Origin of the sequence: Nonomuraea fastidiosa, assembly GCF_042751225.1 — a bacterium.
GTDB classification, from domain to species: domain Bacteria; phylum Actinomycetota; class Actinomycetes; order Streptosporangiales; family Streptosporangiaceae; genus Nonomuraea; species Nonomuraea fastidiosa.
The window spans coordinates 756546-777588 of sequence record NZ_CP170570.1; the positions used below are offsets into that span (position 1 = coordinate 756546).

General features: G+C 71.6%; 17 protein-coding genes and 1 other RNA gene. 8 read left to right on the forward strand and 10 right to left on the reverse strand.

The genetic code is table 11. The features are described from left to right. Positions 1-55 precede the first annotated feature (55 nt). Entirely contained in the window at positions 56-2563 is a 2508-nt protein-coding gene (gene sepH, locus ACFMQL_RS03400; RefSeq protein ID WP_378784524.1) for a septation protein SepH, read from the forward strand. Between the two features lie 451 nt (positions 2564-3014). Here sepH and ACFMQL_RS03405 read toward each other — a convergent pair whose 3' ends face one another. Together ACFMQL_RS03405 and ACFMQL_RS03410 are read right to left on the reverse strand one after the other, a co-directional pair. After that, positions 3015-4487 (reverse strand): PH domain-containing protein, encoded by a 1473-nt coding sequence (locus tag ACFMQL_RS03405; protein ID WP_378784526.1) that lies wholly within the window; start codon positions 4485-4487, stop codon positions 3015-3017. A 437-nt stretch (positions 4488-4924) separates the two neighbouring features. Beyond that, on the reverse strand, positions 4925-5446 hold the full coding sequence (locus ACFMQL_RS03410) for a PH domain-containing protein (protein WP_364067228.1): 522 nt from the start codon (positions 5444-5446) through the stop codon (positions 4925-4927). A gap of 611 nt (positions 5447-6057) precedes the next feature. Between ACFMQL_RS03410 and ACFMQL_RS03415 the strand changes: the two genes are divergently transcribed. The 4 genes from ACFMQL_RS03415 (at position 6058) to ACFMQL_RS03430 (ending at position 11645) form a co-directional block, all read left to right on the forward strand. Then, on the forward strand, positions 6058-6606 hold the full coding sequence (locus ACFMQL_RS03415; RefSeq protein ID WP_364067226.1) for a YbhB/YbcL family Raf kinase inhibitor-like protein: 549 nt from the start codon (positions 6058-6060) through the stop codon (positions 6604-6606). Positions 6607-6909: 303 nt separating this feature from the next. Continuing rightward, a complete protein-coding gene (locus tag ACFMQL_RS03420) occupies positions 6910-8364 on the forward strand; it encodes a hypothetical protein (RefSeq protein WP_378784527.1) in 1455 nt (484 codons plus the stop codon). A 78-nt stretch (positions 8365-8442) separates the two neighbouring features. Then, positions 8443-10728, forward strand: a complete 2286-nt coding sequence (locus tag ACFMQL_RS03425) for a SulP family inorganic anion transporter (RefSeq protein WP_378784528.1) — start codon at positions 8443-8445, stop codon at positions 10726-10728. Between the two features lie 269 nt (positions 10729-10997). Beyond that, a complete protein-coding gene (locus ACFMQL_RS03430) occupies positions 10998-11645 on the forward strand; it encodes a class I SAM-dependent methyltransferase (RefSeq protein WP_378784529.1) in 648 nt (215 codons plus the stop codon). A 173-nt stretch (positions 11646-11818) separates the two neighbouring features. Here the strand turns inward: ACFMQL_RS03430 and ACFMQL_RS03435 are convergent, their stop codons facing one another. The 6 genes from ACFMQL_RS03435 to ACFMQL_RS03460 all read right to left on the reverse strand — a co-directional run bounded on the left by ACFMQL_RS03435 (position 11819) and on the right by ACFMQL_RS03460 (position 16100). Continuing rightward, positions 11819-12097 (reverse strand): hypothetical protein, encoded by a 279-nt coding sequence (locus tag ACFMQL_RS03435; protein WP_378784531.1) that lies wholly within the window; start codon positions 12095-12097, stop codon positions 11819-11821. A gap of 41 nt (positions 12098-12138) precedes the next feature. Then, positions 12139-12453 (reverse strand): hypothetical protein, encoded by a 315-nt coding sequence (locus ACFMQL_RS03440; protein WP_378784532.1) that lies wholly within the window; start codon positions 12451-12453, stop codon positions 12139-12141. 342 nt (positions 12454-12795) lie between these two features. Further along, an RNA gene (rnpB, locus tag ACFMQL_RS03445) (RNase P RNA component class A) lies at positions 12796-13186 on the reverse strand. Positions 13187-13285: 99 nt separating this feature from the next. Continuing rightward, positions 13286-14560, reverse strand: coding sequence for a bifunctional RNase H/acid phosphatase (locus ACFMQL_RS03450; protein ID WP_378784534.1), 1275 nt, complete (start codon positions 14558-14560; stop codon positions 13286-13288). Next, positions 14557-15297 (reverse strand): C4-type zinc ribbon domain-containing protein, encoded by a 741-nt coding sequence (locus ACFMQL_RS03455; protein ID WP_364066714.1) that lies wholly within the window; start codon positions 15295-15297, stop codon positions 14557-14559. Before ACFMQL_RS03455 ends, ACFMQL_RS03450 begins: the two co-directional genes overlap by 4 nt. A gap of 2 nt (positions 15298-15299) precedes the next feature. Further along, the gene (locus tag ACFMQL_RS03460; protein WP_364066716.1) at positions 15300-16100 is read right to left on the reverse strand and encodes a Nif3-like dinuclear metal center hexameric protein; all 801 of its coding nucleotides are present in this window, start codon (positions 16098-16100) and stop codon (positions 15300-15302) included. Positions 16101-16203: 103 nt separating this feature from the next. On the opposite strand from ACFMQL_RS03460, the gene ACFMQL_RS03465 reads away from it, so the two are divergent. The 3 genes from ACFMQL_RS03465 (at position 16204) to ACFMQL_RS03475 (ending at position 19918) form a co-directional block, all read left to right on the forward strand. After that, positions 16204-17655 carry a flavin-containing monooxygenase gene (locus ACFMQL_RS03465; protein ID WP_378784536.1) on the forward strand — a complete coding sequence of 484 codons (1452 nt, stop codon included), beginning with the start codon at positions 16204-16206 and terminating at the stop codon, positions 17653-17655. A 96-nt stretch (positions 17656-17751) separates the two neighbouring features. Then, complete coding sequence (locus ACFMQL_RS03470; protein ID WP_364066720.1) at positions 17752-18777, forward strand: dipeptidase; 1026 nt, start codon at positions 17752-17754, stop codon at positions 18775-18777. 40 nt (positions 18778-18817) lie between these two features. Further along, the gene (locus tag ACFMQL_RS03475) at positions 18818-19918 is read left to right on the forward strand and encodes a M20 family metallopeptidase (protein ID WP_364066722.1); all 1101 of its coding nucleotides are present in this window, start codon (positions 18818-18820) and stop codon (positions 19916-19918) included. Between the two features lie 181 nt (positions 19919-20099). On the opposite strand, the gene ACFMQL_RS03480 is transcribed toward ACFMQL_RS03475, so the two are convergent. Then, a complete protein-coding gene (locus ACFMQL_RS03480; RefSeq protein ID WP_378784538.1) occupies positions 20100-20753 on the reverse strand; it encodes a TetR/AcrR family transcriptional regulator in 654 nt (217 codons plus the stop codon). After that, positions 20750-21037 (reverse strand): hypothetical protein, encoded by a 288-nt coding sequence (locus tag ACFMQL_RS03485; protein WP_378784540.1) that lies wholly within the window; start codon positions 21035-21037, stop codon positions 20750-20752. The genes ACFMQL_RS03480 and ACFMQL_RS03485 overlap by 4 nt, the downstream gene beginning before the upstream one ends. Positions 21038-21043 lie beyond the last annotated feature (6 nt).

The following is a 21043-nucleotide window of genomic DNA, read 5'->3' on the forward strand; positions in this document are numbered from 1 at the left end:
CGCGAGAGACTCAAGGGTCCGGGGGAAGAATGGCGACGCTGACGAAGGGACTCGCATGCAGGAGCTCCGACTCGTCGCGGTGAGTGAGGACGGCACTTACCTCGTCCTGGCTACTGCCGGGAGAGGGACACGCTTCACGCTCCCCGTGGACGACCGGCTCCGAGCTGCCGTCCGCGGCAACTTCTCCCGTCTCGGCCAGTACGAGATCGAAGTGGAGAGCCCGTTGCGTCCCAAGGAGATCCAGGCCCGCATCCGCGCCGGAGAGACGGCGGAGGAGATAGCCGCGACCGCCGGGATCCCGGTCGAGCGTGTCCGCTGGTTCGAGGGGCCGGTGCTCCAAGAGCGGGAATACGTCGCCCAGCAGGCGCAGCGGGTCGCCGTACGCATGCCGGGAGAGTCCGCGCCCGGGCCCACGCTCGGTGATCTCGTGGCCGAGCGCCTCACCCGGCGCGGCGTGCCCACCGACGAGATCGACTGGGACAGCGCCAAGCGCGACGACGGCCTGTGGCGGGTCAAGCTCGGCTACGTCTGGAACGGCCACACCCGGCACGCCGAGTGGCTCTTCGACCCGCGCAAGCGTCACGTCACTCCCCACGACGACGAGGCCCTCCGCCTGTCCTCCGCCGACTTCGACCCCGAGCCGCCCGTGGTCGAGGACACCACGGTCACGCCGTTCACGCCGCGCGTAGCCAAGCTGCAGCCGGTGCCGCCGCTGTCGTCCGATACGCTGCCGTTCCCGTTGCGGCGCGAGCCCGCCGAAGAGCCCGCCGTGGGCTACGACCTGCCCGGACGGCCGGGCGACCGCGACGCGTCCCGCCAGGACCACGCCGAGAGCGGCGCCCGCGACGCCGAGCCCTTCGAGCCGGCCGCCCGCGACACCCCGGGCTCCGACACCCCGGGCTCCGACACCCCGGGCTCCGACACCGCCACCCGCGACACCTCGCGCCCCGGGCCCTTCGATCCGGCCGACTTCGACCCCGCTCGGGACACCTCGCGTCCCAGGCCGCTCGACCCTGCCCGCGAGACACCGCGTCCCGGGCCTTTCGACCCGCTGACCCGCGACTCCTCGCGTCACGAGCCGGGCGCCCGCGAGCCGTTCCACCCGCCCACGCGCGACCCGGCACGTCCCGAGTCCGCCCGCGAGACCGGCCACGCCCGCCCCGGCGAGAGCTCGACCCGCCGCGGCGGGTCTTCGCCGTGGCTGCCCGACTTCAGCTCGGGCCGCGACACCGGGCCCTCCATCTACGCTCCGGCCGACCGCGCACCCGGCACAGAGCCCGTCACGCCGCAGCCCTCGCCCGCCGCCGCGTCATCCGGCTCCCCCGCCACCAGCGCACCCGCTCGGCAGGCCACCCCGTCCCAGACTCCCGCCACCACCGCCGAGGGCACCACAGGACAGGCGTCCCAGCCGAGCACTGGCCACACGGCCGTACCGCAGCCCGCCGCCGAGGCGAAGACCACGTCCGAGCCCGAGGCGTCCGCAGCCGTGCCGCAGACCGGCGCTCCTACGGCCGCCACATCGCCGGCGACCACCTCCCCGGCCGCCGCCGAGCGGTCGGGCACGTCTTCGGCGACCGCCGGACAGGACTCTCCTGCGGCGACCACCGCCCAGGCGACCGCACCCGCGTCCGAGGCCCCTGCCGCCGCTTCGGCCACCGAGCAGCCGGCCGCCGGCGCCGAGGGAACGGCGACCGTACCCGAGACGGGCGCGACGACGACCGTGGCCGAGACGGGCGCGACGACGACCGTGGCCGAGACGGGCGCGACGACGACCGTGGCCGAGACGGGTGCGACGGCCGAGGCCACCACCGTCGCCGCCGGGTCCGCCGGCGACGTCCAGGCCGGTGCCGAGGTCAAGGCGGAGACCACCGCCGACGTCCAGGCCGGTGCCGAGGTCAAGGCCGAGGCCACCGCCGATGTCCAGACCGGCGCCGAGGCCGCGAGCGCCGTCTCTCAGCCTGAAGCCGCCGCTCAACCCGAAGCCACGGCCGCCACCGGCACCGCCGAGCCCGCGACCGCCGAGCCCGCGACCGCCGAGCCCGCGACCGCCGAGGCCGCGACCGCCGAGGCCGGGGACGGGGACGGCGCGGAGACGGACAAGGCCCAGGACGCGGCCGCCGACGCCGCTGCGGCGAAGGCCGAGCCCGCCCCCGCCGAAGCGGACGTGGCCGCAGCGGCCGAGCCCGCGAAGGCCGAGCAGGAGCAGCCCTCTTCCGCGGAGGAGCCGGCCGCGTCCGGCGAGGCGGCGGTCCCCGTGCCCGCACCGGCTCAGGAGCAGCCGGCGGCCGCCGCCGAGCAGGCCGAAGCCGGCCGCGAGGAGAAGGCGCCCGAGCCTGCCCCGGAGCCGAAGCCGCGTCCCGCGCCCAAGCCGAAGCCCGCCCCTCCGGCGGTCCCTGCGGCCCGGACGGGCAAGGACGACGGCAAGGAGGCGCCGGCCGTCCCGGTGCCGGCACCCACGCCCGCGCCCGCGCCGAAGCCCGCTGGGCGTCGCAAGTCGCGTGGCCGCCGCGCGTCCGTGCCGACGTGGGACGAGATCATGTTCGGCGCCCGCCGCCAGGACTGACCCACCGGAGCCCACCGCCCCGCTCGTCGCCGGGAAGCGTTCATCAGGCAAGGGGAAACCCTCCCGCTACGGCCTGCGCACGCTTCCGCCGGCGAACGCCGCCATCGCCACGGCCCTTGGCCTTGCGTGCCCACACCCGGCAGACCACCCACTGAGCACGCAGCGCGCACACCGAGCCCGCACCGGTGCGCCGAAGGCCACCCCTAGCGCCGCATGCGGCGAGGTGCGCTTCTCACCAGTGCCTGCCGCACTGCCACCGCAACCGCCCCAGTCAGTGGTCAGGTCGGGGCCGCTGCGTCCGTCGGGACCTCCAGGGCAGCGTCCGTCGAGACCTCCGGGGCAGCGCCGAAGCCAGCGCGGCCCTTGAGAGCCCGTACGCGGCAGCCCAGATCGCGTCGCCGCCCCGGAACCGGCCGCGTTCACCCCCTCGTACGGCCACGCGCACCTGCCGTCAGCGGTTCCGGTCGAGGAAGGGGGCGAGCCATTCCGGGGTGACCTCGCCGGCGAAGCCGACCGCCTGATCCATCGACACGTCCACGGCCGAATAGCCGCCCTTTCCCGCCCCGGCGCCGGCGATCAGCGTGAGCACCCCGGCGCGGCGCTGGAACCAGGTCTGGCGCAGCCGCCAGCCCACCACCGCGCGGCGTTCGACCACCGCCTGGGCGCGGCGCAGCGACCCGGATCGCACGGAGAGCCGCCGGCCGTCGTAGCCGTGCCCGAGCGAGGCGTACCTGTCGAGGCCGAGCGGGACACCGGCGACGGCGAGCAGGGCGGTCAGGACGAGGAGGATCCACCAGATCATCGCCCCGGTGAACCAGACGCCGGCCGCGCTCGCCAGGGCCGCCACCGCCCACGGGGCGATCGCGCGGAACAGGCGGCGCTGCCGCGCCACCGGCGGATGTTCCCGCAGGTCGCCTCGGTAGGGGCCGATGGCGTCTCCGGTGACCTGGAAGGCGACATCGCGCGGCACGTCGGGCAGGAGCTGTCCGCGCGTCTCCGAGTCGCCGAGCCCGGTCACGATGGCCCAGACGCGTACGACGCCCGCCCAGCGTTCGGCCAGGCCGTCCACGATCTCGTAGCCGCGTACGCGCTGGAACTCCAGCGACACGCTGCGCCGGTTGACCAGCCCGCGCTCGGCCACCAGGTAGCCGTCGCGGCGCTTGAGGCGGAAGTCCCAGTTGAAGACGGCGTACATGAGGCCGCCCGCGAACGGCATCGCCAGCACGAGCAGCACCGCGACGGCGAGCAGCAGGTACGGGTGCTCCCACAGCCACTGCCCCACGCTCCAGGCGGCGTCCCGGCCGAAGCCCAGCTCGTCGCCCCACTGGAACGCCAGCCCCACGACACCGCCCGCGAAGGCGAACGGGGTCAGCAGGTACGCGCCGGACAGCGGCCCGTACAGCAGCCACTTGCGGGGCACGCTGATGATCGTACGTTCGGCGGGCGGTGCGGGCTCGTGCGCCTGAGCCTGGACGCCGCCGGGGACGGGCGCGGCCGTGTGGCGCAGGAGCACGGCCTTCAGGCGTTCCGCCTCTTCGAGGGTGACGCCGGCGAGCTTGGCCTCCTCCTCGTCGCCGCTCGCCCCCGTGTCGATCTTGACTACGGCCAGGCCGAGCAGCCGGTGCATGGGCGGAGTGCTGACGTCGACGCCGCGGATGCGTTCCAGGGGGATGGTGCGGATGGAGCGGCTGATCAGGGAGCGCTTGGTCTCCAGGCGGTCGCCGACGATCTCGTACGTGAACGTGGCCCACTTGACGACCGAGAACACCACGGCCGCGATGACGCCCGTCGCCGCGAAGGCGTACGACCTGGCCGAGAAGCCGCCGACGAACAGCACGCCCACCAGCGGGAGGAGGAGGGAGGGGAGCGTGCGTACGGGGTCGATGAGCAGCACTTTGGGGCTGAGCCGCTGCGCCACCCGCACCGGCCCCTCCCACGGCCCCCGCCCATGGCCCTGCCCCGGATACGGCCCGCCGCCTTGCCCCGGGTACGGCCCGCCGCCCGCGCTCGGATACGGCCCACCGCCCGCGCTCGGATACGGCCCGCCCGGCCCATGCGGTGGCGGCGGCACACCGGGATGACCTCCGGCTCCAGAAGGTGGTGGCGGCGGCACACCGGGATGACCTCCGGCTCCAGAAGGTGGTGGCGGCGGCACACCGGGATGACCTCCGGCTCCAGGAGGCGGCGGGGGCGGCACGGCGGGCCTGCTGCTGGCGCTGGGAGGCGGAGGCGGCGGCCCGACCGGGTGGCTCGGGGCACCGGGGTGCGGTGGTGGCGGTCCCGCGGGACGGCTCTCGGCATCAGGTGCCGGCGGTTCCGTGCCGTCCCTCGGGTCGTCGTCCGGGGCGGGGTGGGGGCCGGTCATGTGGCGTCGTCCCGGAGTTGTTCGGCCCGGTGCGCGAGCTGTTCGGCGAGCCGGGCCGCCACGTGGAAGTCGAGGCCCTGGATGGTGGACGAGCCGGCGTGTGAGGCCGTGCGGATCTCCAGGGTCGCCAGCCCGAGCATGCGCTCGAACCATCCTTGCCCCTTGTCGACCGTCTGGATGCGGCTCACGGGCACGAACACCCACTCCCTGGTCAGGAACCCCGACCTGGCGTAGACGACGTCGCCTGACAGCTCCCAGCGGTGCACGGCGTACCGTACGAACGGCTCGGCCGCCAGGAACGGCAGGACGACGACCGCCACCGCGAGCGGCGGCAGCCACGGCGAGGCGGCGAGCCAGTCGGGCACCCACGGCCACCCGCTCCCGCCGACCCACGTCGACACCAGCAGCGCGCCGCCCACGAAGAAGACCAAGGCGACCAGGGATTCGAGCAGCCACAGCCGGATGGCCTTGGGCGAGACGCGGTTCGCCGGATCCCGCAGCGGGCCTGTTGACGTCACAAGCCCAGCTTAGGGTGCGAACCGGGCAGGAGATCGGCTCGCATGCCCGTTGTCCACCGGCCTCCCCGCCCGGGCTCGGCGTGTCGGTTCGGCGGGCGGCCGGGGCGATGCCATGCTCGGTGGCGGCCGGCCGCAGGCTGTCGAGCCTGGCCACGTCGGCGGCGGCCACGTTCGTGCCAGCCAGGCCCGGCAAGCGCGTGACCGCACCACTGCGCGATCGCCTCACGCAACGTGGCCAGCCGCCGTCCGGAAACCCCGATGATCGCGCAACGAAGCGGCTCCGTTACCCTTACGTACGAGCTGGCACACCTGGTTTTTCGGCCGTTATCCACCCCGACACCAATGTCGCCTTTACGGTGGTCAACGGGCTATCTTCCGGTCATCCGACGAAAAGGCGAATGCGCAGGTAAGAGGGCTTTCGTCCCTCCAACCCCCGCATTCCCAGGAGGCCTCTCGTACCCCTCTCATGTGGCCAACTTCACTACCCGGATGCCGTCAATACGGCCGTTTTCGGATCCTTTACCGAGCACGGACCATCGAGAAACGGTCTGCGCACCGCCGCAAGCCGCGTAGCATCGTCCGGCATGGGGCTGTGTACCACGGCATCACGCGTGCGACGCGTCGCCGCCATCGTGACGGCGATGGGTGTCGCGTTCGCCTCGGCAGGTTGCGGCAGCCTCGGCTTCATCGGCAGATCCCAGGCGAAGGACATCGCGGAGATCAACGTCACGAGTCCTGAGCTGCGCGAGGGCAAGCCGCTGCCTCGCGAATACTCCTGCAAGGGCGACCAGGGCAGCCCGCCGCTGCGCTGGTCGAGCCAGCCGCTGTCCGAGGCGAGGTCGATCGCGATCGTGGTCGACAGCCACACCGGGTCGGACTCGGCCGTGCACTGGGTGATCTACAACATCCCGGCGACCACGACCGAGCTGGGCCCCAACGCCGCAGCCGACCCGCCGGAAGGCTCCGGCCAGGCGAAGGTGACCAGCGGTCGCGAGGGCTACGAGCCGCCCTGCGAAGAGAAGGCCGGCTACCGGTTCACCGTCTACACGCTGAACGACAGGGTCGAGCTCGACGAGGGCCCGGAGCTTCCGCAGATCCTGAAAGAGATCGCCGGCAAGACCATCGCCCGCGGACGACTGACGGCGGTGGGCATCGAGTGAGACCCCGAACACGACATGTAGTGCCGGTGTACCAATTCTTCACGTAGGGTGTGACAACTCTCATACCGGTCCGACACAATCAGATCCAATCGTTAGGCACTGGTGATCAAAGGGGGCAGATCGCGTCGATGGCCGCGCGATCTCACCGGTGCCAGAGAGAGGCCATGGCTTTGAGGGTGGTGCAATGATCGCGGTCGTAGTGAGCTTGGTCGCTGTCGTGCTCCTCGTGCTCGTCGTCGTGGCACTGGGCATGCGTTCGATGAACCGCAGGGAGAGCTCGCTTCCCCCGAACGGCTGAAGGAGATGGCCGAGAAGGAGGAGAAGACCAAGACGCGCTCCACGGACGAGTTCGCCAAGCACGAACCGCGCATGGCCAACTTCAGCCCTGATTTCAGCCCGATCGACGCGCCGAAGCAGAAGCCGGTGCGCACCGGGCAGCGTGGCCGTCGTGGCGTCGACGAGTGGGGCAACCCGGTCAACGACGACGATGACGAGGAGTTTTGGGCCAGCATCCGCAGTGAGGCGGAAGAAGGCGGTTTCGGTGCAGGGGGCACCGTCGCCGCCAGGAAGGCATCCTCCTCCTCTCGTTCCGCCGACCGCCACTCAGAGCGCACCTCCGAGCGTCACTCCGAGCGCGAGCAGCGCCCCGCCGCCCAGGCCGACAGGCCCGCGCGCCCCTCCGGACGACCCGGCGAGCGCCCCGCCAAGCGTTCCTCGCGCTCGGCCAGGCCGCAGCCCGCCACCGCCTCCGCCGACCCCGACGCGACCACCGTTCAGGCCCCCCTCCCCCAGCGCCAGCCCTCTTCTCAGCGCCAGTCCTCCTCTCAGCGCCAGCCCGCCGCCGGCCTCGCCGACCTCGTCGAGCCGCAAAAGCGCGTCCCCAGCAAGGCCGAGCTCGCCGAGCAGCGCACCGTGACGTTCGCCGCGCCGACCTCCGACGTCATGAGCATCCTCGGCCCGGGCGCCCAGCCGGTGCCCGCCCCCACGCCCCCTGAGCCCCCCACCAGGCCGGCGCCGGTCGCCTCCAGCGGCGTCTCGTCGAGCCAGTCCGCCACCGGCGGCTCCTACGGCGCGAGCAGCACGACCAGTGGCTCCTACCCCGCCACCCCGGCGGCGACGGGCAGCGGCTCGTTCCCGGCGGTCAGCCCCACCTCCAGCGGCAGCTTCCCCGCCGCGCCCGCCGCGCCCGTCCACGGCGCGCCGACGAGCGACCCGTTCCCCGCGTACGGCGGCACGCCCGACCCGCTCGACACCGGCTACGGCAGCACCTCCAGGCCGGCGGCGAGCACCACGTCCGGCTCGTGGCCCGCCTCACCCTCACCCGACATCCTCGACGACCCCGCGCCGAGCAGCGGCACGTCCTATGGCGGTGCCACCTCCTGGCCGGGGTTCGAGCAGCCCGCGGCCCGCTCGTCCTACCCCGCCACGTACGAGGTGAGTTCCGGCTACGCCGTGGCCGACGACTCCGACCCGCTGACCGGTCCCTCCCCCGCCACCGGCACCCCGACCGTGCCCGGCCGGGCGGTCTCCAACTACGACGTGCTCTCCGCGCCGACGCCGCCTCCCGCGCAGCCTGCGTCGCCGTTCGCGATGGGCGCGTACGAGACGGGCGACATCACCACCAGCCCCGCCTCCGCCTCATGGCCCGAGCCTCCGGCCCCGGAGAGCGGCCGCTCCTCCTACAGCAGGGGGCGCAGGAGCGGCAGCCACCGCAGGGCGGCCCCTGACCAGGATCTTCCCCACGATTACTATCGGTGATCTTTCGTACCCATTAATCCGTAAAACCAGCGTGACGCCCCCCTAAAGCAGGGGAGACGGAGCAATAGGGTTTGCTCCATGTTCCGCGACACGAAGAGTAGCTGGCTGAGCACCCTCCGACATGACGTGCCGGCCTCGCTCGTGGTTTTCCTCGTCGCGGTGCCCCTGTCCCTGGGCATCGCGATGGCCTCGGGGGCGCCTCTCGTCGCCGGTCTGATCGCCGCGGTGGTCGGCGGCATCGTTGCGGGCGCTCTGGGCGGATCCGCGGTACAGGTCAGCGGCCCGGCCGCGGGCCTGTCGCTGGTGGTCGTGGATCTCGTGCACACCTACGGCTGGCGGGCCACCTGCATGATCACCCTGCTGGCGGGGGTCGTGCAGCTCGTGCTGGGGGTGTTCAAGGCGGCCAGGGCGGCGCTGGTGGTCTCGCCCGCGGTCATCCACGGCATGCTGGCCGCCGTCGGCGTGATCATCGCGCTCGCGCAGCTGCACATCGTGCTCGGCGGCAGCTCCCAGCGTTCGGCCGTGGCCAACCTGGTGGAGCTGCCCGGCCAGATCGCGAACCTGCACGGACACAAGGCCGCGGTCGGCGTGCTCACGATCCTGGTGCTGGCCCTGTGGACGCGGCTGCCCAGACGGATCCAGGTGGTGCCCGCGCCGCTGGCGGCGCTGTTCGCGGCGGCGGTCACGGCGTGGGCGTTCGGCTGGGACGTGACACGGGTCGATCTGTCCGACAGCGTGGCGGAGTGGGCGTTCCCGGTGCTGCCGCAGGGCGACTGGCACCTGGTGGTGGGCGCGGTGCTGCTGGTGGCGCTGCTCGCGGGCTGCGAGTCGCTGCTGTGCTGCGTGGCCGTGGACGGCATGCACACCGGCCGCAGGGCCGACCTCGACCAGGAGCTGACCGGTCAGGGCGTGGCCAACATGGTCACCGGCGCGCTCGGCGGGCTGCCGGTCGCCGGGGTGATCGTGCGCAGCAGCGCGAACGTGCAGGCGGGCGGGCGCACCCGGTGGTCGGCGATCCTGCACGGGGTGTGGGTGCTGGTGTTCGCGTTCGGCTTCGGCTGGACGATCACGCTGATCCCGCTGGAGGCGCTCGCGGCGCTGCTGGTCTTCATCGGCGTCCAGATGGTGAACCTCGGCCACGTCAAGAAGGTGCACGGGCACGGCGAGGTGCCGGTGTACGTGGTGACGATGGTCACGGTCATCCTGCTCGGGCTGGCCGAGGGCGTGCTGGCGGGGCTGGCGCTGGCCGCGCTGCTGGCGCTGCGCCGCCTCACCATGCTGACGGTGCTCAAGCGTGAGGACCGCGACGGGCGGCTGCGGGTGACGATCTCGGGGTCGCTGACGTTCCTCGGCGTGCCGAGGCTGACGCACGAGCTGCGGGCCATCCCCGCGGGCTCCCATGTGGACCTCGATCTGAACATCGACTTCATGGACAACGCCGCCTTCGAGGCCCTGCACTCCTGGCGCCTCGACCACGAGCGCATGGGCGGCACCGTGGACATCGACGAGCTCCACGACGAGTGGTACACGCTGGCCGCGAGCGGCGGCCGCACGCTGCCGAAGAAGTCGCCGCTGAAGGCGCCCGACCGGTCGTGGCTGCCGTGGGCGCACCGGCGCCGCACCGCCGCCACGCCGCCCGACAGCACTGGTGCCGAGTGCCAGCTCACCGCGGGGGCGCGCGAGTTCCACCGGCGTACGGCGCCGCTCGTCCGCCCGATCTTCACCGAGCTGGCGCGCAAGCAGCAGCCCTCGCACCTGTTCATCACCTGCGCCGACTCCAGGATCGTGCCCAGCCTGATCACCGCGAGCGGGCCCGGCGACCTGTTCACCGTGCGCAACATCGGCAACCTCGTCCCGCGCAGGGGCGCGGAGCCGCACGACGACTCGGTGGTGGCCGCCATCGAGTACGCCACGCAGGTGCTCAACGTCCGCACCATCACCGTCTGCGGGCACTCGGGCTGCGGGGCGATGGCGGGGCTCCTGAGCGCCGGCGTGCAGGCGGGCAGCCTGCCGGGGCTGCGCCGGTGGCTGCGGCACGGATACCACAGCCTGGCCACGTTCATCGAGCGCGAGGGCGACCGGCTGCACAGCGGGGCACTGGACGTGCTGTGCCGGGTGAACGTGCAGCAGCAGCTCGAGAACCTGCGCACGTACCGGAAGGTCGACGAGCAGGTCAGGGCGGGCAAGCTGGAGCTGGTCGGGCTGTACTTCGATATCAGCTCGGCGCGCGTCCACATGGTGCCGCCGCTGCGGCCCGCCACGCCGTACGTGGGCGGGCCCGCCCGCGAGATCGTGACCGCCGAGCACGCGACGAGCCGCGTTCTAGGTAATTCTCCACAGACCGGGCACGCCGGGCGGGGTTAGGGTCGCGGTGCCGGCGAGGCCCGCCCCGTTGCCCACGGCGTTCCTCGCGACGCCGGTCCCGGCTCCCAGGGGCCGGAGGGGCTGAGGCGGCCGCTGTTGGGTGGCAGGGCGGCCGCCTCCGCCCCAGTAGGGCGACCGTCCCCGCTCCGGCAGAGCGACCGTCACCACACCGGCAGGGCGGCCGCCTCCGCCCGGTAGGGCGACCGTCTCCACACCGGCAGGGCGACCGTCCCCGCCCCGCCTCGGCGCGTACGAGGCATGCTGTACATATGGTCAACACGTCTCGTGCCGAGTTCCAGCATCCCCGCTTCGCGCAGGCTTACATCCGGGCGTCCGAGCTGGCCGACCGGCGCGGCGCGTACGAGCACCGCCGCCGCCTGCTTGCCGGCCTCCAGGGGCGGGTGATCGAGATCGGCGCGGGCAACGGCCGCAACTTCCCCCACTACCCGCCAGCCGTCACGGAGGTGGTGGCGGTGGAGCCGGACGACACGTTGCGCGCCCACGCGGCCGAGCAGGCGCGCTCGGCACCGGTGCCGGTGTCCGTGGTGCCCGGCCACGCGGGCGCGCTCCCGGCCGGTGACGGCACGATGGACGCCGCCGTCGTCTCGCTCGTCCTGTGCTCGGTGCCGGAGCAGCGGAGCGCGCTGGCGGAGATCGTCCGGGTGCTCGCCCCCGGCGGCCGCCTCCACTTCTACGAGCACGTACGCTCCCCGCGCCGCCCGATCGCCCTGCTTCAGGATCTGATCACCCCCGCCTGGCACCGCGCGGCCGACGGCTGCCACCCCAACCGCGACACGCTGGCGGAGATCGAGCGCGCCGGCTTCGAGGTGGCGTGGATCGACCGCTTCCCCTTCGCGCCGAACCCCCCGGTGCCGCCGCTCACCCACATCCTCGGCGCCGCCGTACTGAAGCGCTGACCGGAGTCCGACGCGTCCGCACACCATTCAGAAGAGGGGCTGCGAGAGCGCGCACTACGCTCCCTGATCCTTCAATCGGCCGGGATGATGCGCACCGACGCGGCCATCCAGGGCTACGCGGGTTCGACGGACGACGGTGCGAAATCGGCTGCGGTTCGAGCCGGTGTGCGGTCTCAGCAAGATCTAGGAACGCCGAGTTCCGGGATTTCGGTCACATCGAAAATATTGATCACTTCAAATTCGGGAGGGTCCTCTGCCGGCCACATCCGGATCATCACCACCAAGGTGCCACTAGCCCAAATCATTTGAATCGGCATCAAAGGACCGTCATATGGTTGATCCTCGATGTACCATCTTTGGCGCCAAGTGCCATCGATAATCGAATGAAGAACTTCGATGACGAGCTCCGAATCCCCTTCTTTCGGTCTGTCCGAGCCCAGCCATTCCGCCAAGATCCTGCGACTACGCTGCTGGAGCCGGAGCCTCGCCATCGCTACTCCAACGAAACTTTGACCACCTCGTCCACGTCCGCGGGCCCGCCCGATCCGCTCCGATGTGGAGGAGCGTTCTCCAACGCTTCCACATATGCAGGGACGCCACGCAGATGAACGGTCGCGATAAGATTCTTGGCGAATTCGACCAGATGGTCAACGTTACCCATGCGCTTGAAATTCAAGGCCGCCCGGTAAGCGTCGCACAGCAGAGCTCCCCACTCTGACGGCCGCAGTCCATCAATCGCCGCCATGACCCGGACAACCGCAGGATTGTCATGAGAAACAGAACCGGGCGGAAGTAAATCACCGTTCATGTCTTCTCGTTTCGCGGCGACGAATCGCTCGAATGGTCGGCGTGAAGCTCCGAAGGTTCTGTTACATCAGAGGTGACCAAAAGGCGATAGTCACATCCACGGCATCGCAATACCGGTCGATCGAACGGTCATTCGATTGGAATCGACACTACGCTGCGACCCGGTCTCGCGCCGGCGTCCGGGCTTTACCTTGACGTGGTCAGAGACTCTGTGGTTCCAGCGGACCGAAACGGTCGGGCAGGTGAGCCAGGTGGGCCTTATACGCGTCGCCGTGGCGACGACGGCCGCAGAAAGCCCGATGATGTTCCGATGCAGGCCCGTGCCTGTTCGAAGGAAAAGAAGAGGACGAGTCGGCCTGTAGGCCGGGTTCTGTCCTTCTTGCGAAGGGGCGGCCATCCATCTAGGACCGCCGTTGCCGGCGGCCTCAAGCGGTCTACCCGCGCGACTCGGGCGGGCAGCCCTCAAGCGTCGCGCGCGGGACACCCCGAAGGGAGTCCCTTCTTGACCTTGCTCCGGGTGGGGTTTACCGAGCCGCCTGCGTCACCGCAGGCGCTGGTGGTCTCTTACACCACCCTTTCACCCTTACCTTCCGGCCGAGGCCGGGAGGCGGTCTGCTTTCTGTGGCACTTTCCCGCGGGTCACCCCGGGTCGGTGTTACCGACCACCCTGCCCTGTGGAGCCCGGACCTTCCTCGGCGGGCCCGGAGGCCCGACGCGGCCGCCCGGCCGACTCGTCTGCAGGAGGGTATCAAACCCTCGGTCATCCCCCGTCAACGGCGAGATCTGATCGCTCATGCCCGGGGCCGTGCCCACGAACCCGGCCCCGGGCGATGTCAGCGGAGGTGGGCCGTGTCGTTGAAAGTCTTCACCACGGCGGGGCCGTCGGCGTAGTACTCGATCAGCGACAGGCACGCCAGGTCGAGGTGCATGCGGTAGATGCCCTGCAGGGGCGCTGTGAGCGCGTCCTGAAGGAGCAGCTTGATCGGCGTGACGTGGGAGACCGCGAGCACGGTGCGGCCTTCGTACCGCTCGATCAGGCGCTCCCTGGCCGCCTGCACGCGGCGGGAGGTCTCGGCGAAGCTCTCGCCACCGGGCGGGGCCACATCGGGGTCGGAGAGCCAGGCGTTCAGCTCGGCGGGCCAGCGGCGCTGCACCTCCGTGAACGTGTGCCCCTCCCACGCGCCGAAGTCGGCCTCCCGGAGGTCGTCCCAGACCTCCACGTCGAGGCCGGTCCGCTGGGCGACCGCCTGCGCGGTCTGGCGGGCGCGCTTCAGCGGCGAGGAGACGATGACATCCAGCCGGTACGGCTCCCGCGCCAGCCGCTCGGCCGCCGCCGACGCCTGGGCCAGGCCGTTGGCCGTCAGCTCGGCGTCGCCGCGACCGGAGAAGCGGCGTTCGACGGACAGCTCGGTCTCGCCGTGGCGCAGCAGGAGCAGCGAGGTGGCGACGCGGGTGGGCGGGGCCCAGCCGGTGCCGGTGCCCGCACCCGTACGCCTGGCCGTCGTCTGCTGGGCTGTGGCGACCGAGGCCGTGGGGGCGGACAGCTCGGCGATGTCGCCCGCGTCGAGGAGGTCGGTCTGCTTCGGCACGGACGGCGCCGCCGTACCCGACACTCCCGCCGAATCGGACGCGCCCGCCGGAGCGGACTCCCCCGCCCCACCGGACGCGGCGCCGCCCGCCTTCCACGCCAGGCCCTGGGCGGCGGCGTCCATGGCCTCGTTGGCCAGGCGGTCGGCGTGCTGGTTGCGCTCGCGCGGGATCCAGGTCCACTCGGTCACCCGCAGCCGCCTGACCAGCGAGCCCGCCTCGGCCGCCAGCGGGCGCAGGCCCTCGTTCTTGATCTTCCAGCGGCCCGCCATCTGCTCGATGACAAGCTTGGAGTCCATGCGTACGGCCACCTGCGCGCCCTCGCCGCCCAGGTCGAGCGCGGCGCGCAGGCCGGCGATCAGCCCGCGGTATTCGGCGACGTTGTTGGTCGTGACGCCGATCGCCTCCGCCGCCTCCGCCAGGACCTGCCCGTCGGAGGCGTCTTTGACGACCGCGCCGTAACCGGCCGGACCCGGGTTGCCGCGCGAGCCGCCGTCGGCCTCGATGACGTAGGAGGTCACAGGCCCGACTCTGCGGTACGGACGAGGATGCGGCGGCACTCCTCGCACCGGAGCACCTCGTCGTGGGGGGCGGCCTTGATGGCGTTCATCTCGGCGATGGACAGCGCCACCTTGCAGCCCTGGCACCGGCCGCCGCGCAGCATGGCCGCGCCGACGCCGTACTGCTCCCTGAGCTTCTCGTAGAGCTTGAGCAGGTCGGCGGGGATGTCGCCGGCGACGGTCGTGCGGCGGCCCTGGACCTCGGCCACCTCCTTCTCGATCTCGGCGAGCGCGGCGTCGCGGCGCTCCTCGGCGGCCGACAGCTCGGCGCGGACCTCGTCGCGCTTGGCGATCAGGTCGGTCACCTTGGTGTCGGCGGCCTCGCGGCGTTCCATGATCTCAAGAACGACCTCTTCCAGGTCGCCCTGCCGCTTGTGGAGCGAGGCGATCTCGGACTGCAGGCTCGCGAGGTCGCGCGGCGAGGTGACGGCCCCGGAGTCGAGGCGCTTCTGGTCGCGCTCTGCGCGGGTGCGTACGGCATCGACGTCGCTTTCGGCCTTGGCCTGCTCGCGCGCCAGGTCGCCCGCCTCGGTCTCGGCCTCGATCACCTGGGTGACGAGCCTGGCGTACAGCTTGGAGCGCTCGTCGATCTCGGCCAGCTCGGGCAAGGTGCGGCGGCGGTGTGCCAGCCGATCAAGCGTGGTGTCGAGCTCTGCCAGGTCGAGCAGTCGCTTCTGTGCCTCAGGGGCTGCTTTCATGATCAATATCCTCTTGTCCAAGCATCGGTGACCGTGGCGGAGACACGCGTTTCAACGTTAACGCCACTCTCGCGCAGGATGGACGCCGCGCTGTCAAGCCAGGGCCACTCGGTCGCCCAGTGCGCGGCGTCGATCAGCGCAGGGCCACCCGCCTCAACGAACTCGCTGGCCGGGTGATGGCGGAGATCGGCGGTGAGGAAGACGTCGACGCCGGCGGCCCTGGCCGCGCCGAGCAGGGAGTCGCCCGCTCCCCCGCTGACCGCGACGCGCCGCACGGGACGTGTGGGGTCGCCGGCCACGCGGATACCCCACGACGTGCGCGGCAGGCCCTTGGCCACGCGCTCGGCGAACTCCTCCAGCGTCGTCTCCTCGGGCGGCTCGCCGATGCGGCCGAGCCCGCGCCACGGGTCGTCGGGGAACGGCTGGAGCGGCACGAGGTCTCCGGTCAGCCCGACCGCCCTGGCGAGGGCGTCGGAGACGCCGGGGTTGGCCACGTCGGCGTTGGTGTGGGCGGTGTAGAGGGCGATGTCGTTCTTGATCAGAGTGTGGACGAGGCGGCCCTTGGGCGTGGTGGTGGCCACGGTGGTGGTGCCGCGCAGGTAGAGAGGGTGGTGGGTGACGATCAGGTCGGCGCCCCACTCCAGCGCCTCGTCGGCCACGGCGGCGACCGGGTCGACCGCGAACAGCACCCGCCGCACCTCCTGCGCCGGATCTCCGCTGACCAGCCCCACCGCGTCCCACGACTCGGCCCGGGCGGGCGGATAGGCCGCCTCGAGCACTCCGATCACGTCATTCAACGTCACAGCAGCCACCTGCGCAGACTACCGGTACGCGGGAGATCGAGGGGTGTCGCGGCGGCGGCGTTCGGCGTAATGTAAGTGAATCCTGACTTGCGGAGGGACGGGCATGGCGCCACGCGTCGCGATCATCGGAGCGGGTTTCGGCGGGCTGTGCATGGCGATCCGGCTGGAGAAGGCCGGGATCCGCACGTACAGCGTCTTCGAGAAGGCGGACGATCTCGGCGGGACGTGGCGGGACAACACCTATCCCGGGGCGGGGTGCGACATTCCCTCGCATCTGTACTCGTACTCATTCGAGAAGTACACGAGCTGGACGCGGCGCTACCCCGAGCAGCCGGAAATCCTCGGCTACCTCCACCATTGCGCCGATAAATACGGCGTCAGGCGGAAAATCCGCTTACGGACGGAGGTACGGCGGGCGGTCTTCGAGGGCGGCGCCTGGCACGTCACCACGTCGTCCGCCGACGGCGCGCGTACGGAGACGTTCGACGTGGTCGTCATGGCGGTGGGACAGCTCAACCGGCCTCGTCTGCCGGACATTTCCGGCATAGAGGACTTCGAGGGGGTCTCCTTCCACTCGGCCCGCTGGAACCACGACCACGATCTCACCGGCAGGCGCGTCGCGGTGATCGGCACCGGTTCGTCGGCGGCCCAGCTCGTGCCGCGGGTCGCGGAGCGGGCCGCGCACCTCTACCTCTTCCAGCGCACGCCCAACTGGGTGATCCCCAAGCCGGACGCCGTGTTCGGGCCGGTCGCGCGGCTGGCGTTCCGGTTCGTGCCGGGGTTGCAGCGGGCGTACCGCGAGTGGATCTACCGTTACGCCGAGGGCACCCTCTATCCGGCGCTGGCGCGGGGCTGGAGCGAGGGGCTGCTCAGGCAGCGGGCGCTGCGCCACCTGCGCGATCAGGTGCCCGACCCCGGGCTGCGGGCCAAGCTCACGCCCGACTATCCGCCCGGCTGCAAGCGGGTGATCATCGACAGTTCCTTCTATCCGGCGCTGAGCAGGCCCAACGTGTCGCTGGTGACCGATCCCATCGCGCGCATCACCCCCAAGGGGGTCGAGACCGGTGCGGGCACGTACGAGGTGGACACCATCGTGTACGCCACCGGCTTCAAGAGCACCGAGTTCCTGACGCCGATGGAGGTGATCGGGCGCGAGGGGCGCTCGCTGCACGAGCGGTGGAAGGACGGCGCCGAGGCGTATCTCGGCATCTCCGTGCCGGGCTTTCCGAACCTCTTCATGCTGTACGGGCCCAACACCAACCTCGGGCACAACTCCATCGTCTTCATGATCGAGTGCCAGGTGGCGCACATCATGGCGTGCCTGCCGTACCTCGGCAGGTCAGGGCCCATCGAGGTGCGGCCGGAGGCGATGGCGGCCTGGCGGCGGCAGCTCGACGCGGCCATGAGCAGGATGGTGTGGGGCGCGGGCTGCCGGAGCTGGTACAAGACGGCCGACGGGCGCGTGACGAACAACTGGCCTGGGCCCACCACGCTCTACCGCAGGCTGACGGCCAGGCCGCCGGAGCCCGCGTACCAGCCCGTCGGAGCAGGGTAGGAGCCGCCGTGATGGTGCGTCAGACCAGGATCGGACGCCAAAGATCGGACCGGGGCACGATGGTGCAGGTCACGGGCGCGCGATAACGTCCTGAGCATGACGCTTCCCCTGCATCAGCGCGCTATCGTGGCCGACACCCACAACGACCTTCTCATGGCGGTCTCCGCACGGCCGCCGCAGCAGTGGGCCTCGTTCTTCCGTGAGCGATGGCTGCCGCAGCTCCAGGACGGCGGGGTCAACGTGCAGGTGCTGCCGGTCTTCATCGACGACCAATACCGGCCCGAGGGCGCGCTGCGGCAGACGCTGCGCATGATCGAGTGCGCTCACGTGCTGGCCGAGGGTAATCCCGACCACGTGAGCCTCTGCCTCGACGCAGGCGACATCGACCGGGCGCTCGACGCGGGCAAGATCGCGCTGGTGCTGGCGATGGAGAGCATGCCCGGCCTCGACGCCGACGTCGAGCTCATCTCCACCATGCACCGCCTGGGCGTCAGGGTGGCGTCGATCGCCCACTTCGGCCGCACTCCCCTGGCCGACGGCAGCGGCGAAGACGACACCGGCAGCAGGCTCACCTCCCACGGGGTCGAGGCGCTGCGGGAGATCGAGCGGCTCGGCATCATCTTCGACGTCTCCCACCTCGGCGCCTCCGGCGTCGCCCACGTGCTCGAGCTGGCCACCAGGCCGGTCATCGCCACCCACTCCTCCGCCCGCGCCCTGCGCGACCACCACCGCAACCTCACCGACGACCAGCTCCGCGCCATCGCCGCCAACGGGGGCGTCATCTGCGTCAACTTCTTCGCCCCGTTCCTCGCCGAGCGCGAGGAGGACATGACGCTCGACCGGCTGCTCGACCACATCGAGCACATCGTCTCCGTGGCCGGCATCGACCACGTGGGGCTCGGGCCCGACTTCATCCGCGAGGTGATGGACGACCTGACGCCGCCGTGCTGCGAGGACGTCCCCGTGAGGGGCCTCGACCCGAAGAAGGCGATCCCGGGCCTGGAGGGTCCCGCCGGGCTGCCCATGGTGACCGAAGGACTGCTGGCGCGCGGTCTGCCGGAGAAGGACGTCATGCAGATCATCGGCGGTAATGTGCGGCGCCTGTTCGGGGAGCTGCTCTGATGCGGGTTCACGTACGTACGACCTTCGGGGGACGACCGGCATGACCGACCACCACACCACCTTTCCGGAGCTCGCCGGCATGCTGGCCGACCTTGAGGAGCTGGTCTGCTGCGAGTCGTTCTCCAGCGACCTGGAGGCCGTGGCCCGCAGCGCCAAGGTGGTGGCCGCAATGGGCACCCGTCACCTGGGCAGCGAGCCCGAGTTCCTGGTGATCGACGGTGTCACCCACCTGCGCTGGTCGTTCGGCACGCCCAAGGTGCTGCTGCTCGGCCACCACGACACGGTCTGGCCGATGGGCAGCCTCGCCACCCACCCCTGGTCGGTAATCGACGGGGTGGCCAGGGGGCCGGGCGTGTTCGACATGAAGGCGGGGCTGGTGCAGACGTTCCACGCCCTGGCCGGGCTCGACTCGCTCGACGGCATCACGCTGCTCATCACCGGGGACGAGGAGGTCGGCTCGCTCACGTCGTCGCGGCTGATCCAGGACACCGCGCGGGGGCTGGCCGCCGCGTTCGTCATGGAGGCGAGCGCCGACGGCGGGGCGCTGAAGACGTCCAGGAAGGGCACCTCGCTCTACACCGTCAACGTCCACGGCAAGGCCGCGCACGCCGGGCTGGAGCCGGAGAAGGGGGCCAACGCGGGCATCGAGCTGGCCCACCAGATCCTGGCCATCGCCGGGCTGGGGGCGGGCGCGACGACCGTGACGCCGACGGTCCTGTCGGGCGGCTCGACGCTCAACACCGTTCCCGCCTTCGCGTCGGTCGGGGTGGACGTACGGGTCGCCGAGGTGGCCGAGCAGGAGCGGGTCGACGCGGCGATGCACGCCCTGCGGCCCGTCGTGCCCGGCACCCGCCTGGAGGTCGTCGGCGGGCCTAACCGGCCGCCGCTCGAAGCGTCCATGTCGGCCGCGCTCTTCGCCCGCGCCCAGGAGCTGGCGGCGGAGCTGGGCCTGCCGCCGCTCACCTCCGCCTCGGTGGGCGGCGCCTCCGACGGCAACTTCACGGCCGGCGTAGGCTGCCCGACCCTCGACGGGCTGGGCGCGGTGGGCGGCGGGGCGCACGCGGACCACGAGCACGTGCTTGTGTCGGAGCTCCCCGGCCGCACGGCCCTCCTCCGCGCCCTGATCGAGGCGGTCCGCTGATCGGCCGTTGTGCGGGGTGACCGACTACCCAGCAAGCACGCCCCGCAGCGACCTCAACGGACAGGCGCACTGCTACCCGGCGGGTAAGGCCCAAAGCGGGGTCCAGAGAGCGAAACCCGCAGCGGCCAGCCCAACGAGCGGCACCCACAACGGCCCTAAGGGGCGAGACCTGGCAGTGACCTCAGGAGGTGGGGTGGGCGAAGCCCTCCAGGAGGGCGGTCAGGCCGGGTTCGAAGTGGTCGTCGAGGGTGGTGGCGTCGGCGGCTTCGGCGAGGAGGTTGTAGTCGGGGCTGCCGGGCTCGGGTTTGCGGCTGCGGCGTTCCGCGCCGAGCTTGGTGACGGCGATGGCGAGGGCGTGGCCGACGGTGAACTCGCGCAGGCAGCGGGTGAGGCGCAGGGCCTGCGCCGGAGGGATGCCGTCGGCCTGGAGCTTGCTCAGCATTTTGACGCCGGCGTCGATGGCGGCGGGAGAGCGTACCGGCCGGGTCGCGAACACCTGGACGGCGTGGGGATGGCGCAGGAGGGTGTCGCGCAGCCGCAGGCAGTATTCGCGGGCGAGTTCCTGCCAGGTGCCGTCCCAGGGCAGGGTGTCCACGTCGATCTCGTCGAACATCGCCTCGGCGACGCCGTCGAAGAGCGCCTCCTGGTCGTCGTAGTGGCGGTAGAAAGCCATGGGGTCGAAACCGACCGCGGTGCCGAGCTTGCGCATGGAGAACTTGCGCAGGCCGTGGGCGTCGATGAGGGCGAGCGCGGCGGTGGCGAGGTACTCGCGGGTGAGCCTGGGCCGGGTGGGCGGCTCGGGCACCTCGCCCGTCGGTCTGGAATCGGTCGTCATGGTGCGAAGCCCTCCAGGACGGCGCTGAGTGTCGCGGTGAATTCCTCCGGGTGCTGCATGTACGGGACGTGGCCGCCGGGGAACTCATGGCAGGGTACGCCAAGGCGTTCCGACAGCAGGCGGACGGCGGTGTGATACGGCTTGCCGACGCTGTCGCGCCCGGCGGCCAGGCACCACGGCGCCGTGGTGGCGGCGAGGGCGGTCAGGTCGGGCCGGTAGTCGTAGCAGAAGGCGGGCAGCTCGCGGCGCAGCAGCAGCTCGGCGTTGTGGAGCTGGCGGGTCATCGGGTC

Bases quoted from the DNA above. Each gene is read 5' to 3' on its own strand.
- sepH (WP_378784524.1), top strand. From the start codon at position 56: ATGCAGGAGCTCCGACTCGTCGCGGTGAGTGAGGACGGCACTTACCTC.
- ACFMQL_RS03420 (WP_378784527.1), top strand. From the start codon at position 6,910: ATGGCCGAGAAGGAGGAGAAGACCAAGACGCGCTCCACGGACGAGTTC.
- ACFMQL_RS03425 (WP_378784528.1), top strand. From the start codon at position 8,443: ATGTTCCGCGACACGAAGAGTAGCTGGCTGAGCACCCTCCGACATGAC.
- ACFMQL_RS03430 (WP_378784529.1), top strand. From the start codon at position 10,998: ATGGTCAACACGTCTCGTGCCGAGTTCCAGCATCCCCGCTTCGCGCAG.
- ACFMQL_RS03440 (WP_378784532.1), bottom strand. From the start codon at position 12,453: ATGAACGGTGATTTACTTCCGCCCGGTTCTGTTTCTCATGACAATCCT.
- ACFMQL_RS03455 (WP_364066714.1), bottom strand. From the start codon at position 15,297: ATGAAAGCAGCCCCTGAGGCACAGAAGCGACTGCTCGACCTGGCAGAG.
- ACFMQL_RS03465 (WP_378784536.1), top strand. From the start codon at position 16,204: ATGGCGCCACGCGTCGCGATCATCGGAGCGGGTTTCGGCGGGCTGTGC.
- ACFMQL_RS03470 (WP_364066720.1), top strand. From the start codon at position 17,752: ATGACGCTTCCCCTGCATCAGCGCGCTATCGTGGCCGACACCCACAAC.
- ACFMQL_RS03475 (WP_364066722.1), top strand. From the start codon at position 18,818: ATGACCGACCACCACACCACCTTTCCGGAGCTCGCCGGCATGCTGGCC.
- ACFMQL_RS03480 (WP_378784538.1), bottom strand. From the start codon at position 20,753: ATGACGACCGATTCCAGACCGACGGGCGAGGTGCCCGAGCCGCCCACC.
- ACFMQL_RS03485 (WP_378784540.1), bottom strand. From the start codon at position 21,037: ATGACCCGCCAGCTCCACAACGCCGAGCTGCTGCTGCGCCGCGAGCTG.